A 14,214-nucleotide genomic window follows, 5' to 3' on the forward strand; every position below is an offset into this window, starting at 1 on the left:
GAGGCCGGACCATGGGGCCGACCCGAGCACAGTTGATCCAGTACGCGCCCGCCGCACTCGCGGTGGCATCCGTGACCGCCGGCCCCTGGTCCGCTCTCGCCGCCGCAGCGGCCGGAGCGGGGGCGTGGGCCGTGGGCGCCTCCGCCCCCGTACTGCGCTCCCTGATCGCCTGCGGGATCACCGCCGGCGGATGCGGCATCGCCGCCCACCAAATCCTCGCCTCCGGCATGGACCCCCTGTTCGCGCTCGGGCTCGCGGTACCGGCCGGGGCAGCAGCCCTGGCCCACCACCGCAACACCGGCGGCGAGGTACCCGCCCTCCCGGCCACAACCACCGCGGAGCAGACCTCACAGGCACAGCTCATCACCGCGTGGTGGACGGAGTTCATCTCCGGACCCACCCAGACCGAAGGCCGCAAGCTCATCCAGGCCGGCGCTCAGCTGGCCCATCTGGCCATCGACGTCGGCGAGGACCAGCTGTCGTTCAGCGGGATCATCACGCTGCCGCAGGGTCAGCAGGTCCGGGTGAAGGCAGCGGACATCGCCTCTGTCTACCAGATCCCCGTCTCCCAAGTGGAGATGGGCGACCCCAAGCACTTCGCGCCGAACGCGCTCCCGATCACCGTCTACCTCACGAAGCCATCGGCAGCCCCGCAGATCACGGCCGGCGCCCCCACGACTCCCGAGGAGCTGTGGGCCGCACACGTTGCCGTCCCGGAAGGAGCGATGCCCGGCACCACCCTCACCCTCACCCGCTACGACGGGCCCCTGGACTGGGAAGGAATCGCCACCCGCCCCCGCAGGGCGATCGGGACCGTCAACATCCAGGACCTCGCGGGGAACCTCGACCTATCGACGATCCAGATCGCTCTGGCCGCTACCGACAAGCCCTCGCAAATGGGGGTGCGCGTGATGAAGGAACACGCGCTGATGCACGGCACGATGCTCTCCACCGTGGTGGACGAGCTGGCCATGGACTCTCGCGGATACGTCCGCCTGGGCACCTACATCGACGCCCACGCCGCGCTGGTCCCCCTGGCGCAGCCGGGGTCCGGCGCCCGCCACCTGTACTTGGTGGGCGGGTCCCGCTCAGGGAAGTCCGGAGTGCTGGAGCAGCTCCTGCTCTCCGCCCACAAGTCCCGCATCGCGGTGATCCTGTCCTCCCCACAGGCCGGCACCATCGCCGGAGCAGGCCTGGCCGCCTTCTGCGGGGACGGCCTGGACGAAGCGATGGGCGCCCTGCGCCTGGCCTACGCGCTGATGCTCGACCGCGAAGCCCGCTACCGCTCGCCGAAGTTCCCCTTCACTGACCCGCTGGTCCTGGCGGTCATCGACGAAGCGCACATGCTGCTGTCGGTCTCCTCCCCGTACCACGCGGAGGCCAAGGCAATCGTGGAGCAGATGACCCGCCGCTCCCTCAAGCGGGGGATCGGGGTGGTCCTGGCCACCCAGACCCCGCTGGCCGAGGACCTCGGCAACTCCTCGATCATCCGCTCCCAGCTCCTGATCGGCGGCGGCGCGGTGTTCCTGCGCTGCGCCAAGGGCCAAGGCTCCCTGGTCGGTGCGAACGCGGTGCAGGGCGCGGAGGGAATCGACCTGTCGATGATCCCCGATTCGTGGCCCGGCCAGGCCCGGAAAGTCGCCGACCGGGACATGAGCGGCCTGGACACCGAAGCCGTCGCCAACCCCGAAGACGGCACCTTCGGCCTGGGCTACCTCCTCACCCCCGGCTCACAGGCGGTCCAGTTCCGCTCCCTCTACCTGGACGTCCCCCCGGCCTCCCTGGCCGGAGGTCGGCCACCCGTGGCCGTGGAGGACTGCCAGGCCTGGCAGCACCGGGAGGCGATCACACACACCCCAGTGGTCGACCAGCGAGGCAAGAACCTGATCGGCAGCCTCGCCGACCTCCTCACCAAGACCCAGCAGGGCCCGCCAGTGCCGAACCAGCGGGCCCAGACCGACCCCGCCGGCCCCACCGGACCGGCGGACGGTCAGGAGCTGATCAAACCGCGAATCCTCGAACTCCTGCGGGAGGCATCCATCGGCATGACCGCCGAGACCATCGCCCGGAAGCTGGGCACCACCGCGAACAAGATCAAGCCCCGCCTGTCCGAGCTGAAAAAGCGAGACGAGATCACCAACGAAAGCGGACTGTGGAGGGCCCCATGAACACCGATACCGACACCGGCTTCACCCCCATCGACCAGGACCTGTACGCGAAGGCATTCCAGGTCCTCGACCCCACCCCGGAACCCGTCGCCCCCGCAGCTTCGGCCGCTCCCACACCGGCGTCCCTCATCCTCGCCGCCGCCCCGCCCGTGCACCTGCCCGGCCCGGTCGAGAAGACCCTCACCGAGGCCCTCGCCTTCCTCGACACCCACGGGTGGGCCAAGCACCGCCTGATCCACCCCGAAGGCGCCCGCTGCTCCATCGGCGCCCTGCGAGCCGCCGCCGGCACCCGCAACGCCGCCTACCGGGACGCCGGGAACCTCCTCCTGGACGAAGCCCGCAAGCAGCACGGCAAGCAGTGGGAGTCGGTCCCGGCCTGGAACGACTCCCACACCGGAGCCCAGGTACGCGGGGTGTGGGAGGCCGCCATCCAGCGCGCCCGCCACATGAACATCTGACCCGGCAGGAGCTACCCGTGTCGTTCTCGTTCACCAACCCCAGACCGGACCACGAACCGTCCTTCTCCTTCACAGGCCCGGCGGACGTCGAAGAGCAACTGCAGGCCATCACCGACATGGCACTCGAAATCCTCCGCCTCGTCGCCGAGGTCCGCAGACAGATCAACAACTGAACGCCACGCCCCACGGACACAACGAGGGCGGCCCCCTCTCAACGAAGACCGGGCCGCCCTCACTCATGTCCGGACGCGCCACCGGAACCCGCAACAACCGCTGAAAGGCCACCGCGTGAAACAGCCCCTGCCCGAGCGCGTCAGCGACGCCCTCGCGCTCCTCACCGGCAGCCGCACCGTCCGCTGCCCTCACCCCGGATGCCGGGTCTCGGTCCGCTACCGCCACGTCACCCCCGACGAGGCCAAGCGCCTCATCGAATTGGCCAGCGACCACACCCGCCACTGACCAGTACAAGGAGGAGAACTGTGCGATTTCGCATCCACCGCACCAACTGGCCGCGTCCGGCGCTGGTCCTGACCGACACGCCCCGGCTCGACTGCCGCGACTGCCAGGGAATCGGCGGTCATAACCGCGACTACGGCGACTACTCCACCGGCGAGTACGCGGGCACCGAGTGGGAGCCCTGCCACTGCTGGGACGAGACCCGCCGATGGGTGCTCCTCCCGCTCCCGCACCGCCGGAACCGGTCCGGCGCCAGTCCGGACCCCTGGGCGGGCGGCTACAGCGACGAACCCCCCTTCTAGAAACGCCGAGGGCGGCCCCCTCACGCCAATGACCGGGGCCGCCCTCATCCAGCACGTTCCACTGAACTGGAGGACTCCAGCATGACCCACCCCACCGACATCCGGCGAGAGCACCGGCCCCTGTTACTGGACTCGTTCTGCTGCCAGGGCGGCGCCGGCATGGGCTACCACCGCGCCGGATTCGACGTGACCGGCGTCGACAAGGACGCCCAGCCCCGCTACCCCCTCGCCTTCCACCAGGGCGACGCCATCGACTTCATCCGTGCGTTCGGCTCCGGCTTCGACTTCATCCACGCCTCCCCGCCCTGCCAGCACGACACCGACTGCCAGCGCATCCAGGGCAACACCCACCCCGACCTCATCGCCCCCACCCGCGACGCCCTCAACGCCACCGGCCGCCCCTGGGTGATGGAGAACGTCCGCGGCGCCGCCCACAAGCTGCACCAGCCGGTCATGCTCTGCGGTGCGATGTTCGGACTCCAGACGTACCGCCACCGGTACTTCGAGACCGGCGGCGGCTTCACCCTCACCCCGCCCCCGCATCCCGCCCACACCGCTCCGCAGGCCAAGATGGGCCGCCCCGTCCCCGACGGCTGGTACGGGCAGTTCGTCGGCAACTTCTCCGGTGTCCCGCTCGCCCGGCGTGTGATGGGCGTGCCGTGGATGAACCGCGACGGCATCCGCGAATGCATCCCGCCCGCCTACGCCCAGTGGATCGGCTCCCACGCCCTGGCTCATCTCGGCATCTTCGCGCCGGCGGTGGCCGCATGAACGAGATTCTGCGCGCAGCACTGGCCGTGGCTGAACGGGGCTGGCCCGTCTTCCCGCTCCGTCCCGGCGCAAAAAACCCTGCCCTGCATCGCGAGGACCGCTGCCCCCGAACCGGCGTATGCGCTGACGGGCACGTGAAGTGGGAGCAGCGCGCCACCACCCACCAGCCGACCATCGTCCGATGCTGGAGTCACAAGCCCTACAACGTCGGCCTGGCCACCGGCCCCGCCGGGCTGATCGTGATCGACCTGGACATGCCCAAGCAGGACAGCAGTCAGGACGCGCCTGGCGGCGCGGAGAACCTGTCGGCGCTCTGCGAGCGCGCCGGGCAGCCCGTCCCAGCCACCTTCACCGTCCGGACTCCCTCCGGAGGGACACACCTCTACTTCACCGCCCCGGCCGGGATCCGCCTCGGGAACACCGCGGGCAAGCTCGCCCCGCTCATCGACACCCGCGCACACGGCGGCTACGTCGTCGCCCCCGGCAGCACCACGGGGGCAGGCATCTACGAGATCAGCGACCCGTCCCCGGTCCTCGAACTCCCCGCCTGGCTCCTGGTCCTCCTGCAGCCCCCGGCCCCCCACCCGCTCCGCCTTCGGATGCCGGGATCAGTCCGCACCGGCAGTGCGGCACGCGCAGCACTGGCCGCCGAGTGCAACGCCGTCCGGCAGGCGCCCGCAAAGCAGGCGAACAACACGCTCAACCGCAGCGCGTTCAAGGTGGGGCGCTTCGTAGCGTGGGGCGACCTCCCCCGCGAAGAGGTCGAGGAGGCCTTCCAAGCGGCGGGGGAGGAGCGCGGACTCACCGTGGCCGAGTGCCGCGCCACGATCCGCAGCGCCCTCGACAGCTCCGCTCGCACGGTCCGCGCCCGGGAGACGGCATGAGCGATCAGCTCCCGCTCCCCTTGGAAGGCCTGCCCCCCGCCTCTGCGGGGACCGGCCCCGCCAAGACGGCCCCGGCTCGGGGCGGCCGTAGCGCGCCGAGGGTCGTCGCCGAAGGCGTCCCTTCATCGGTTCGCCCTGACCTGCACGGCGGCGACGGACGCCGGCCGGTGGCCTGGATCCACATCGTCGCCCCGCCCTCGTACGGCGCCAGCCCCAGCGTCCGCTCCTGGTGCTCATGCGGCCGCGACATCTTCACCGCAGGCCGCGCCCGCGCCCTCGCGCTCATCGCCGATCACGAACAGCACCGCACTACTTGCCCCCGTCTCATGCAGCGAAGGGAAGCCGCATGACCACGCACGACCCCGAGCTGTGGCCCGAGTTCGACGAGATGACCGCCCAGGACGTCGCCGGGCCCCTGTGGGACGAGCCTGTACCGCTCAACCCGCGCGGGCCGCTGCCCGCCTTCCCCGTGGACGCCCTGCCCGCCTGGCTCGGGAACATGGTCAGTGGGGTCGCGGAGGAGACGCAGACCCCCGTCGATCTCGCCGGGTGTCTCGCGCTGGCCGTCATTGGCACCGCTGCCGGCGGTCGCGTCACCGTGACCGTGCGGGGGCAGTGGAGTGAACCCGTCAACCTCTACACCGCCGTCGCCCTCCCGCCCGGCAACCGCAAAAGTGCCGTGTTCGGGCTCATGACCAAACCCCTCCTCGCCGCCGAGCAGGCTCTCATCGACCTCACGGCGCCCCAGCGCGCGGAGGCCGCGGCCTCCGCCCGGATCGCGAAGGCCGCGGCGGAGAGGGCCGAGAAGCTGGCCGCCAACGCCGATCCCGAGAAGCTGGCCGGGCTGACCGCCCAGGCCATCTCGCTGGCCGAGGCCGCTGAGCGGGCCGTCGTCCCGGTCGAGCCTCAGCTGGTCGCTGATGACGTCACGGCCGAGAGTCTGACCAGCCTCCTTGCCCAGCAGGACGGACGGATCTCGATCCTGTCCCCCGAAGGCGAGATCTTCGAGATCATCGCCGGACGGTACTCCGGGGTCCCGAACATGGGGATCTTCCTCAAGGGCCACGCCGGCGACATGGCCCGCGTCAACCGCCAAGCCCGGGATCCCCAGTACATCGAGAACCCCGCCATCACCATGGGCCTGGCTGTGCAGCCGGACGTCCTGGACTCCATCGGACAGATCAAGGGTGCCGACGGCCGCGGTCTGCTGGCCCGCTTCCTGTACTCCAAGCCCGAATCCCTCGTCGGCTACCGCAACGTCACCCCCGAGCTCCTCAGCCCCGACACCGCCGGCACCTACGCCAAAACGCTCGGAGGTCTGGCAGTGACCCTCGCGGCCTGGACCGAGACCGCAACGCTCACCCTCACCCCCGAGGCGGACGCAGTCCTTCTCGCCTACCAGCGCGTCACAGAAGCCCGACTCCGCAAGGACGGACCTCTTGCTCCGATCGTGAACTGGGCCAGCAAGCGCGACGGCGCCGTCGCCCGCATCGCAGGCCTCCTCCACCTCGCCGCCCACCCCGAGGACGCCTGGACGCGGCCTATCGCCGTCGAGACCATGGCCGCCGCCACCCGCCTCGGGGACTACTTCACCGCCCACGCCCTCGACGTCTTCAACGCCATGAAGGCCGACCCCGCCCAGGAAGCCGCCCACACCGTACTGACCCACCTGAGCGAGACCCGCACGGCCGCCTTCACCAAACGCGACCTGTTCCGCGCGATGCCCCGAAGCGAGTTCCCCGCCATGGGCGACCTCGACCCCGCCCTGGACCTCCTAGAGGAACACGGCTGGGTCCGCCAGCAGCCCCCGCCGCCCCGCACCACACGCGGCGGCCGGCCGCCCTCCCCCCGCTACGAAACCCACCCCCGCATCACCCCCGCTGCCTGAAAACCCCCGAAACCTCTGACAGAACTGACAGAACCTCCCGACTAAGCCCCTGACCTGCGGAAACGAGCACTTTCGGAGCTCTGACAGAACCTCCGAAAACTCCGACAGAACCCCAAAAACCTCGCCGCGGGTGAGCCGTCCGGTCTGACAGAACCGAGGTTTTCGAGGTTCTGTCAGAGTTTTTTGAGGTTTTGTCACGCGGCCCGAACCACCCAAAGCCGCAGGTCAGACGCCATATGGCGAGGTTCTGTCAGTTCTGTCAGTACTTTCCGGGGTTTTCGGGCCCCGGACCGAGCTAAAGGAGCCCCGATGGCCCGCCCGCAGATGCTCAAGCTCGCCGACGTCCTCACCGAACTCGGCATGAGCCGAGCCGCCTTCTACCGGATGCGCGCCCGCGGCCAGGGACCGCGCCTCTACAAGCTCCCCAACGGCCAGATCCGCGTCCGCCGAGCCGACCTGGACGACTGGTTGGCCGCCTGCGAGGCATCGGCCGCGTAGACCGTCCGCCGTCCCGGGCTCCAGCCGACGCGGCTGGAGCCCTTTCTCTTTCCTTGAAGGGAGTCGAGTTGTACAGCTACGACGTACGGATCTGGGGCATCCGAACCCGCCAGAGCAAGAGCGCCCCCTACCAACTCCGGTGGATCGTGGGGGGACAAGAGCATCAGGCCCCGTTCCTCACCAAGACCCTGGCCGACGGGCGACGTGCTCAGCTCATGGAGGCCGTTCGCAAGGGTGAGCAGTTCGACGTGTCGTCCGGGTTGCCGGTTTCCGAACTTCGACAGCTCAAGTCGCCTACGTGGTTTGAGCACGCGAGGGCCTACGCCTGTATGAAGTGGCCAGACGCTTCGGCCAAGCACCGAGTCGGCATCGCTGAGGCGATGACGAACGTGACTATGGCTCTCGTCACGGGTGGGAAGTCGGCTCCTGATCCGAAGGTGCTTCGGCTGGCCTTGCGGTCATGGGCCTTCCAGATGACGTTGGACCTTGAGGGAAACACCGTCCCGCGTATGAAGGCCGAGCAGCCGCCTGCGCCCACAGTCCAGGCGCTGGAGTGGATGGCCAGCCACTCCCTCCGCGTGTCCGAAGTGGCGGAGGCTGAGAACCTGCGCCGTGCCCTTGCCGCCATCTCGCGGCGTCTCAACGGCAAGCTCGCGGCGGACAACACAATCAGGCGCAAGCGTGCCGTCCTTAGCAATGCCCTTCGGTACGCCGTCGAATGCGACGCGCTGCCCACGAACCCGCTACCCAAGGTCGACTGGGACCCCCCACAGACCGATGGCGAAGTGGACTTCCAGTACGTTCCCGGACCTGAACTTGCCCGCCGACTTCTGGACGGCGTCCAGTCCCAGGGCAGCCGCGGCGAGCACCTCCACGCGTTCTTCGGGTGCATGTACTACGCCGCGATGCGTCCCTCTGAGGTGGCGGCCCTCGCCAAGGGCGACTGCAAGCTGCCGTCGACCGGCTGGGGGGAGCTGGTCCTGCGCCGAAGCCGCCCTGAGGTTGGCGCAGCCTGGACGGACAGCGGGAAGCCTTACGACGAACGGGGGCTCAAGCGGCGGGCCCGCAAAGCGAGCCGGTCGGTGCCCGTGCCGCCGGCACTCGTACAGCTCCTCCGAAGTCATCTGGTTAGAGAAGGGGTGGCTGCAGACGGTCGGCTGTTCCGTGCGGTGGAAGGCGGCCGGGTCGGTTCAAACGAATACACCCGCGTATGGAATGAAGCGCGGGCGAAGGCGCTGCCCGCAGCGGATGTGGATACGCCGCTCGCCGAAGTCCCCTACTCGCTTCGGCACGCCGGCGTCTCGCTCTGGATCAAAGCAGGCGTCGACCCAGTGGAAGTGGCCCGCCGGGCCGGCCACAGCGTGGCCGTCCTCTGGAAGTTCTACGCCAAGGTCCTCCACGGCCAGCAGCAGCACTCCAACCACCTCATCGATGTCGCCTTGGAAGCGTGAGACCCGCCCTTAAGAACCCGCTGAGCGCCTCAGGCGGGGTACTTCTCGCCGCCGGAAGCTGCCGTATTTCCGGCGGCGAGATTTTCGGCCCTACCCGCTCTCTGGCCTGCAATAGAGCGTCTATCTGCTCTGCGTGGGCAACCGCGGCATGCCAATCTCACTTGCAGATCCGCAAGCCGACTCGCTAGCTTCTACTCAACGCCGTCGGCCGCTAGGGCCCAAGGCTAGGGAGGGGACACCCATGACCGAACGAGAGAACTCCGACGCTCGGCCGCTGCCAGAACCCGCCAGCGAGGTGATCGGAACGCTGTTCGCGAACCGCGAAGCAGAGGAGGCCTGCCGCTTCCTCCTGGAGCGCCGCCTGAACCCGCCGACCATGGCTGAATGGGTGGCGCATTCACAGCGGGTCTTCGGCAAGGCGAACGTGCAGACGCAGCGCCGACTCCGTGAGGTGCGGGACCACTTCATCGTCACCTCATACCGCCGCCAGGGAGACGGCGAGTGGGTGTACAAGCTCGATGGATGGAGTTCCACGCCGGTCACCGACAAGGGTGCCCGCATCTCCCCGAAGCTCCAGGCAGAGGTCTACACGGTCAAGGGCCGCTTCTGCGCAATGTGCGGTGCCGGGCCGGAGGACGGCAAGCTGCAGATCGACCACATCATTCCGCGCTCGTGGGGTGGGAAGAACGAGCTGGCGAACCTGGAACCGCTCTGCCAGTTGCACAACAACGGCAAGAAGGCCTTCTTCGCAAGCCTCAACCCATACGGTGACGTCCTTGCCGCGGCACTCAACGGGCCCAATCCGTGGGAGCGGATCGGAGAGCTGCTCAAGGCCTTCGCGGAGCGCGATGAGCAGACTCCGGTTGAACTGATCGAGCTCGTTGCGAAGGACACGCACAAGGGAGACCCGTTGAAGCGCCTCCGGGAGCTGCGCTTCGTCCTCGGATGGGACATCGTTTCCCATCGCTTCAAGGAAGCCGGCATCACTCAGGTCACCTACGAACTCCGCTCCTGGCAACCGTGGCCGCCGGAAGGAGCGCCCGAGGCTGTGAAGGCTTACGAGCGTAAGCGAAAGAGCAGGAAGGCAGCCCAGAACGAGGGCGGCGACGAGTAGTAGCAACTGGCCAGAGCCGCACTCCTTGGCCACAGGCTGGCCGCACGCCCTGGTCAGGCACGGGATCCACGGGGTCAGTGTGAGACAGGGTGAACGTCGAAGGGGCGTCCCTTTATAAGGGACGCCCCTTCTGACCAGCACATACGCTGACCTGTGGCGGTGGGTGTGGGATTTGAACCCACGGTGACTCGCGCCACGACGGTTTTCAAGACCGTTCCCTTAGGCCGCTCGGGCAACCCACCTGGCCGGTACAGAGTACCGGGCGGTGGGGGTGGCTGGGGGCCGGCTCAGGCGGACTGGGCCTGGTCGTAGGCCGCCTTGGCCTCGTTGCCGAAGTACGGGCCGTACATGGTGTTCGGCAGGAAGTTGTAGCCGAAGCTGTTGACCGAGACCTGGGTGCCGAGGCCGGTGGCCTCGTTGAAGTCCTGGAACCAGGGGCCGCCGCTGGAGCCGCCCGTCATGTTGCAGGCCAGGCTGTGGTCCTTGGTCAGCAGGAAGTCCTTGCCACTGTTCGCACTGCAGTAGATCAGCTTGGTGCCGTCGTAGGGCGCGGCCGCCGGGAACCCGAAGGAGTACATCTTCTTGTTGTAGCCCCCGTTGAACTGGATGCCCTGGGCACCGACGACCTGGCTGAGCTTCTGGCCGTTCAGGGGCGCGACGACCGCGAGGCCGACGTCCATGTTCATGTCCTCGCTCGCCGCCCACTGGGTGGTCGCGAAGGTCTTGGTCGCCGACCACTGACCGTAGGGCGCGTTGCCGTTGTCGTACGCCGGGACGAAGATCCAGTTGGTGTGCCAGGCACCCTGGTACTTCACGCAGTGCCCTGCCGTGATGACCGTGCTGCCGTTGGCGCTGGTGATCGAGTCGCCGGAGCAGGAAGCGGTCCGGCCGTTGAAGGTGAAGAACACCCGGCCCGAGGTCTTCACGATCGCGCCGCCGCCCGTCCAGGCACCGCCCGGCTGCGGGAACGAAGTGGGGGAGGCCGCCGGCGTCGGAGGGACCGACGTGGGACGGATCGCCGGGGAGGCCGAGCGGGGGGCCCCGGGCCCCGGCGCCGCCGTGACGTCCAGCGCAGTGGCCGCCCGCATGCGCGCGGCGGTCCAGAAGCCCGGCGTCTGCTGCTGCCGGAAAGAGGAGGACGAAGGGGCTTCCACGGCGGCCGAGGGGGTGGCGGCCGTCAGGGCGCCGGCGAGCAAGGCGCCCGCCGCGAGCAGAACGGATGCGGCCGTGCGGTGTCGATTCACGCAGGACTCCTTCTGCCGTGCCCGGTCCGGTCGGAACCGGGCAGGGTGGGGGTGAAGAGTGGTCGGTGCGGATCGGGTGCAGGGTGGCACGACCGGGATGAGATGTCAGGACACAGTCGGAACGCTGGGTCGGTTCCGGCCAGGAAATGGCCAACTCCCTTCTCCGGCTGCGTCATACGGTGAGCAGCACGCCCCCGTAGGAGACCCCGGCCACCACCACCCAGGCACCGAGGCCCAGCACCGCCGCCCGGCCCCCGGTACGGGCCAGGGTGGGCAGGTGGACCGCGGTGCCCAGGCCGAACAGGGCTGCGGCCAGCAGCGCCTCCTGGGCGGTGTGCGCCCAGTCGAGCGCCGCGCCGGGCAGTACGCCGGTGGCGCGCAGCGCTGCCGCCAGCAGGAAGCCGGCCACGAAGAGGGGCACCGGGGCCGGACGTCGTCCCGAGGGCGTGCGCACTCCTCGTCGCCGGGCCCGTACCGAGAACGCCACTGCTGCGACGAGCGGGGCCAGCAGCGCCACGCGCATGAGCTTGACGAGTACCGCCTCGCCGAGCGCGCCGGGCCCGGCGGTCTGAGCGGTCGCCACCACCTGTCCGACATCGTGGACACTCGCGCCCACCCAGCGGCCGAATGCCAGGTCGGACAGGCCCAAGGGCCCCTGCAGTAGGGGGAGTACAGCGATGGCCAACGTTCCACACAGGGTCACCAGGGCAACGGAGGAAGCCACGTCCTCCTCGTCGCTGCCGGACACCTCGCTCACCGCGCCGATCGCCGAGGCCCCACAGATCGAGTACCCGGTGGCGATCAGCAACGGCTGGTCACCCGGCAGCCCCAGGCGCCGGCCCAGCCACAGGGTGCCGATGAAGGTTGCCGTGACCACCCCGCTCACCATGGCCACCGTCGACCAGCCCAGGCGGAGCACCTGGTCCAGGCCCAGGCCCAGCCCGAGCAGGACGATGCCGATCCGCATCAGCCTCCGCCCGGCCAGGGAAAGCCCCGGGCGCGCGGGTCCTCGTACGACGGCCCGGGCACCCGGGAGGTGCGCGACGGAGATGCCCAGCACCACCGACGCGGTCAGCATCGGCACGGCCGGCACCACCACGTGCACGCACCAAGCGAGGAAGGCACCGCAGCCGGCGAGGGTCAGCCCGGGCCAAGGGGAGGCAGAGGGGGAGGGAGCGGGGGCTGAGGTTTCACGTGAAACATGGCGCAGCCGGTGCCAGACCGGGCGATGGGCGGGCCGGTTCAGCAGGGCCATCAGCCGGCCGGGATCGTGTAGACGCGGCGGACGCTGCTGCCCAGGCGGGCCACGTCGGCGCCGTAGACGTGGATGGATATCGCCGTCGTACGACAGGAGTTGCGCACCTTGTGGATGTCGCCGGGCGGAGCGAAACCGCAGACGTCACCGGGTCCGTTGACCACCTCCTCCGTCGGCACCAGCCGAGCACCCGTCGTCGCCGTCGCCGGAGCCAGCCGGTAGCGGAGCTCGCTCTCGGCTCCTTCGTAGACTCCGGCCACGCACCACGCGACGTGGTCGTGGATGGCGGTCTCCTGACCGGGCAACCACACCAGCGCCACGACCGAGAAGCTGCCGTCCGGCTCGGCGTGCAGCACGTGCTGCCGGTACCGGTCCGGGTGCCCCTCGCGCTGCTCCGGGGTGAGCAGGCCCTCCTCACGCAGGTACGGGGCGAGCCGCTCACCGACGAGGTGGGCGGTCAGGTCGGGGATGAGCCCGCGCTCCACGACTGCGCGGATCTCACTGACGAAGGCGGCCATGCTCGTGGTCGTACGTACCGGTGTGGTGGTGGTCATACAGGGAGCGTCCGGCAGCCCATCCATCACGTCCAACGACAGTTCCGACCCGAAATCCCAAGCTGCGCTTATGGGTTGAGGGATCCGCCACGCCTCGGCGTCAGCAGCCGACGCGGTTCTCCGCCACCCGTTTCAGCTCGTCCAGGACCACCGAGGTGGCAGGGATCCGCAGGTGGTCCCGGTACACGTACGCAGCGATGTGGCGGCGCGCGGCCGGCTGGAGCGGTCGGCCGCAGACCCGGGTCAGTGAGAGTGAGGGGAGCACCAGGGCGGGCATCATCGCCACGCCCAGGCCCTGCGCGACGAGGCTCTGCACCACGAGGTTGTCGTCGGTCGCGAACCGGATGTCGGGGACGAAGCCGAGCTCCGCGCACTCGTGCAGCAAGTTGGCCCGGCAGCGCGGGCACCCGGCGATCCACCGCTCCTCGGAAAGGTCGGCCAGGTGGACGGCCCGGCGCCGGGCCAGTGGGTGCCCCGTCGGCAGGAGGACCGTCAGCTGGTCCTCCAGCAGCTTGACCTCGGCGACCTCTTCCGGGATCTCCTCGTGCAGCCCGGGATAGGTGAAGGCCAGCGTGATGTCGCACTCGCCCCGTTGGAGCCGACGCAAGGACTCCGGTGGTTCGCCCTCCAACAGCTCCACCTGGATGCCCGGATGGTCCTTCGCCAGTCCGCTGAGCGCCTCGGGGACGAGCGTGACATTGGCGCTGGGGAACCCGCAGACCCGTACCCGCCCGGTCCGCAGCCGCGCATACGCCTTGAGCTGCGCTTCGGCCGCGGAGAGGCTGCCGAGGATGAATTCGGCGTGCCGGGCCAGGGACTTCCCGGCCTCGGTGAGCTGCATCGTCCGGCCGACCCGGGTGAAGAGCGGGGTGCCCACGGCGCGTTCCAGCGCCTTCATCTGCTGGGTGATCGCGGGCTGGGTGTACCCCAGGACGCGCGCGGCCGCCGAGTAGGACCCGGAGGCGACTACTTCGTGGAATGTCCGTATGTGCCGAGAATCGAACACGAAGGAAGCATAAGCGGACGTTGGGAGGGGCCGTAGGCGGAATCCCGCCCACGGCCCCTCCCCATCAAGCCATCGCCCAGCGTGTGTTGAGCGCCCGCCCGTGCCGCGCCCGGGTCACTGAGGGCCGCGGGGCCGGGGCCTGTTGCCGCCCGGTCGGGGCTCGTC

At 69.5% G+C, this 14,214-nt stretch carries 15 protein-coding genes and 1 tRNA gene; 11 read left to right on the forward strand and 5 right to left on the reverse strand.

Annotated elements, in window-relative coordinates:
* Positions 1-11: 11 nt before the first annotated feature.
* The 11 genes from OG861_RS15425 to OG861_RS15475 all read left to right on the forward strand — a co-directional run bounded on the left by OG861_RS15425 (position 12) and on the right by OG861_RS15475 (position 9,990).
* Positions 12-2,168, forward strand: coding sequence for a type IV secretory system conjugative DNA transfer family protein (locus tag OG861_RS15425; RefSeq protein ID WP_330261744.1), 2,157 nt, complete (start codon positions 12-14; stop codon positions 2,166-2,168).
* Positions 2,165-2,626, forward strand: a complete 462-nt coding sequence (locus tag OG861_RS15430; protein ID WP_330261745.1) for a DUF6197 family protein — start codon at positions 2,165-2,167, stop codon at positions 2,624-2,626. The genes OG861_RS15425 and OG861_RS15430 overlap by 4 nt, the downstream gene beginning before the upstream one ends.
* Before the next feature lie 17 nt (positions 2,627-2,643).
* Positions 2,644-2,799 carry a hypothetical protein gene (locus OG861_RS15435; protein ID WP_330261746.1) on the forward strand — a complete coding sequence of 52 codons (156 nt, stop codon included), beginning with the start codon at positions 2,644-2,646 and terminating at the stop codon, positions 2,797-2,799.
* A gap of 115 nt (positions 2,800-2,914) precedes the next feature.
* Entirely contained in the window at positions 2,915-3,085 is a 171-nt protein-coding gene (locus tag OG861_RS15440) for a hypothetical protein (protein ID WP_330261747.1), read from the forward strand.
* Positions 3,086-3,105: 20 nt separating this feature from the next.
* The gene (locus OG861_RS15445; RefSeq protein ID WP_330261748.1) at positions 3,106-3,384 is read left to right on the forward strand and encodes a hypothetical protein; all 279 of its coding nucleotides are present in this window, start codon (positions 3,106-3,108) and stop codon (positions 3,382-3,384) included.
* Between the two features lie 81 nt (positions 3,385-3,465).
* Positions 3,466-4,155 (forward strand): SAM-dependent methyltransferase, encoded by a 690-nt coding sequence (locus OG861_RS15450; RefSeq protein ID WP_330261749.1) that lies wholly within the window; start codon positions 3,466-3,468, stop codon positions 4,153-4,155.
* The gene (locus OG861_RS15455; RefSeq protein WP_330261750.1) at positions 4,152-5,039 is read left to right on the forward strand and encodes a bifunctional DNA primase/polymerase; all 888 of its coding nucleotides are present in this window, start codon (positions 4,152-4,154) and stop codon (positions 5,037-5,039) included. Before OG861_RS15450 ends, OG861_RS15455 begins: the two co-directional genes overlap by 4 nt.
* A gap of 346 nt (positions 5,040-5,385) precedes the next feature.
* The gene (locus OG861_RS15460; RefSeq protein ID WP_330261751.1) at positions 5,386-6,927 is read left to right on the forward strand and encodes a YfjI family protein; all 1,542 of its coding nucleotides are present in this window, start codon (positions 5,386-5,388) and stop codon (positions 6,925-6,927) included.
* A gap of 309 nt (positions 6,928-7,236) precedes the next feature.
* Positions 7,237-7,425 carry a helix-turn-helix transcriptional regulator gene (locus OG861_RS15465; protein WP_330261752.1) on the forward strand — a complete coding sequence of 63 codons (189 nt, stop codon included), beginning with the start codon at positions 7,237-7,239 and terminating at the stop codon, positions 7,423-7,425.
* A gap of 68 nt (positions 7,426-7,493) precedes the next feature.
* A complete protein-coding gene (locus tag OG861_RS15470) occupies positions 7,494-8,876 on the forward strand; it encodes a tyrosine-type recombinase/integrase (RefSeq protein WP_330261753.1) in 1,383 nt (460 codons plus the stop codon).
* A gap of 241 nt (positions 8,877-9,117) precedes the next feature.
* Positions 9,118-9,990 (forward strand): HNH endonuclease signature motif containing protein, encoded by an 873-nt coding sequence (locus tag OG861_RS15475; RefSeq protein WP_330261754.1) that lies wholly within the window; start codon positions 9,118-9,120, stop codon positions 9,988-9,990.
* Between the two features lie 154 nt (positions 9,991-10,144).
* Here the strand turns inward: OG861_RS15475 and OG861_RS15480 are convergent.
* From OG861_RS15480 to OG861_RS15500, 5 genes are all read right to left on the reverse strand, one after another.
* Positions 10,145-10,232: transfer RNA gene (locus OG861_RS15480), tRNA-Ser, on the reverse strand.
* 45 nt (positions 10,233-10,277) lie between these two features.
* Complete coding sequence (locus OG861_RS15485; RefSeq protein WP_329196802.1) at positions 10,278-11,234, reverse strand: trypsin-like serine peptidase; 957 nt, start codon at positions 11,232-11,234, stop codon at positions 10,278-10,280.
* Positions 11,235-11,406: 172 nt separating this feature from the next.
* Positions 11,407-12,489, reverse strand: a complete 1,083-nt coding sequence (locus tag OG861_RS15490) for a YeiH family protein (RefSeq protein WP_329196800.1) — start codon at positions 12,487-12,489, stop codon at positions 11,407-11,409.
* Positions 12,489-13,043, reverse strand: coding sequence for a cysteine dioxygenase family protein (locus OG861_RS15495; protein WP_329196799.1), 555 nt, complete (start codon positions 13,041-13,043; stop codon positions 12,489-12,491). Before OG861_RS15495 ends, OG861_RS15490 begins: the two co-directional genes overlap by 1 nt.
* Before the next feature lie 100 nt (positions 13,044-13,143).
* Positions 13,144-14,049: a LysR family transcriptional regulator gene (locus OG861_RS15500; RefSeq protein ID WP_329196797.1), complete on the reverse strand. Its 906-nt coding sequence runs from the start codon at positions 14,047-14,049 to the stop codon at positions 13,144-13,146.
* Between the last annotated feature and the right edge of the window lie 165 nt (positions 14,050-14,214).

The organism is Streptomyces sp. NBC_00539, from assembly GCF_036346105.1.
In the GTDB taxonomy this organism is placed as follows: Bacteria; Actinomycetota; Actinomycetes; order Streptomycetales; family Streptomycetaceae; genus Streptomyces.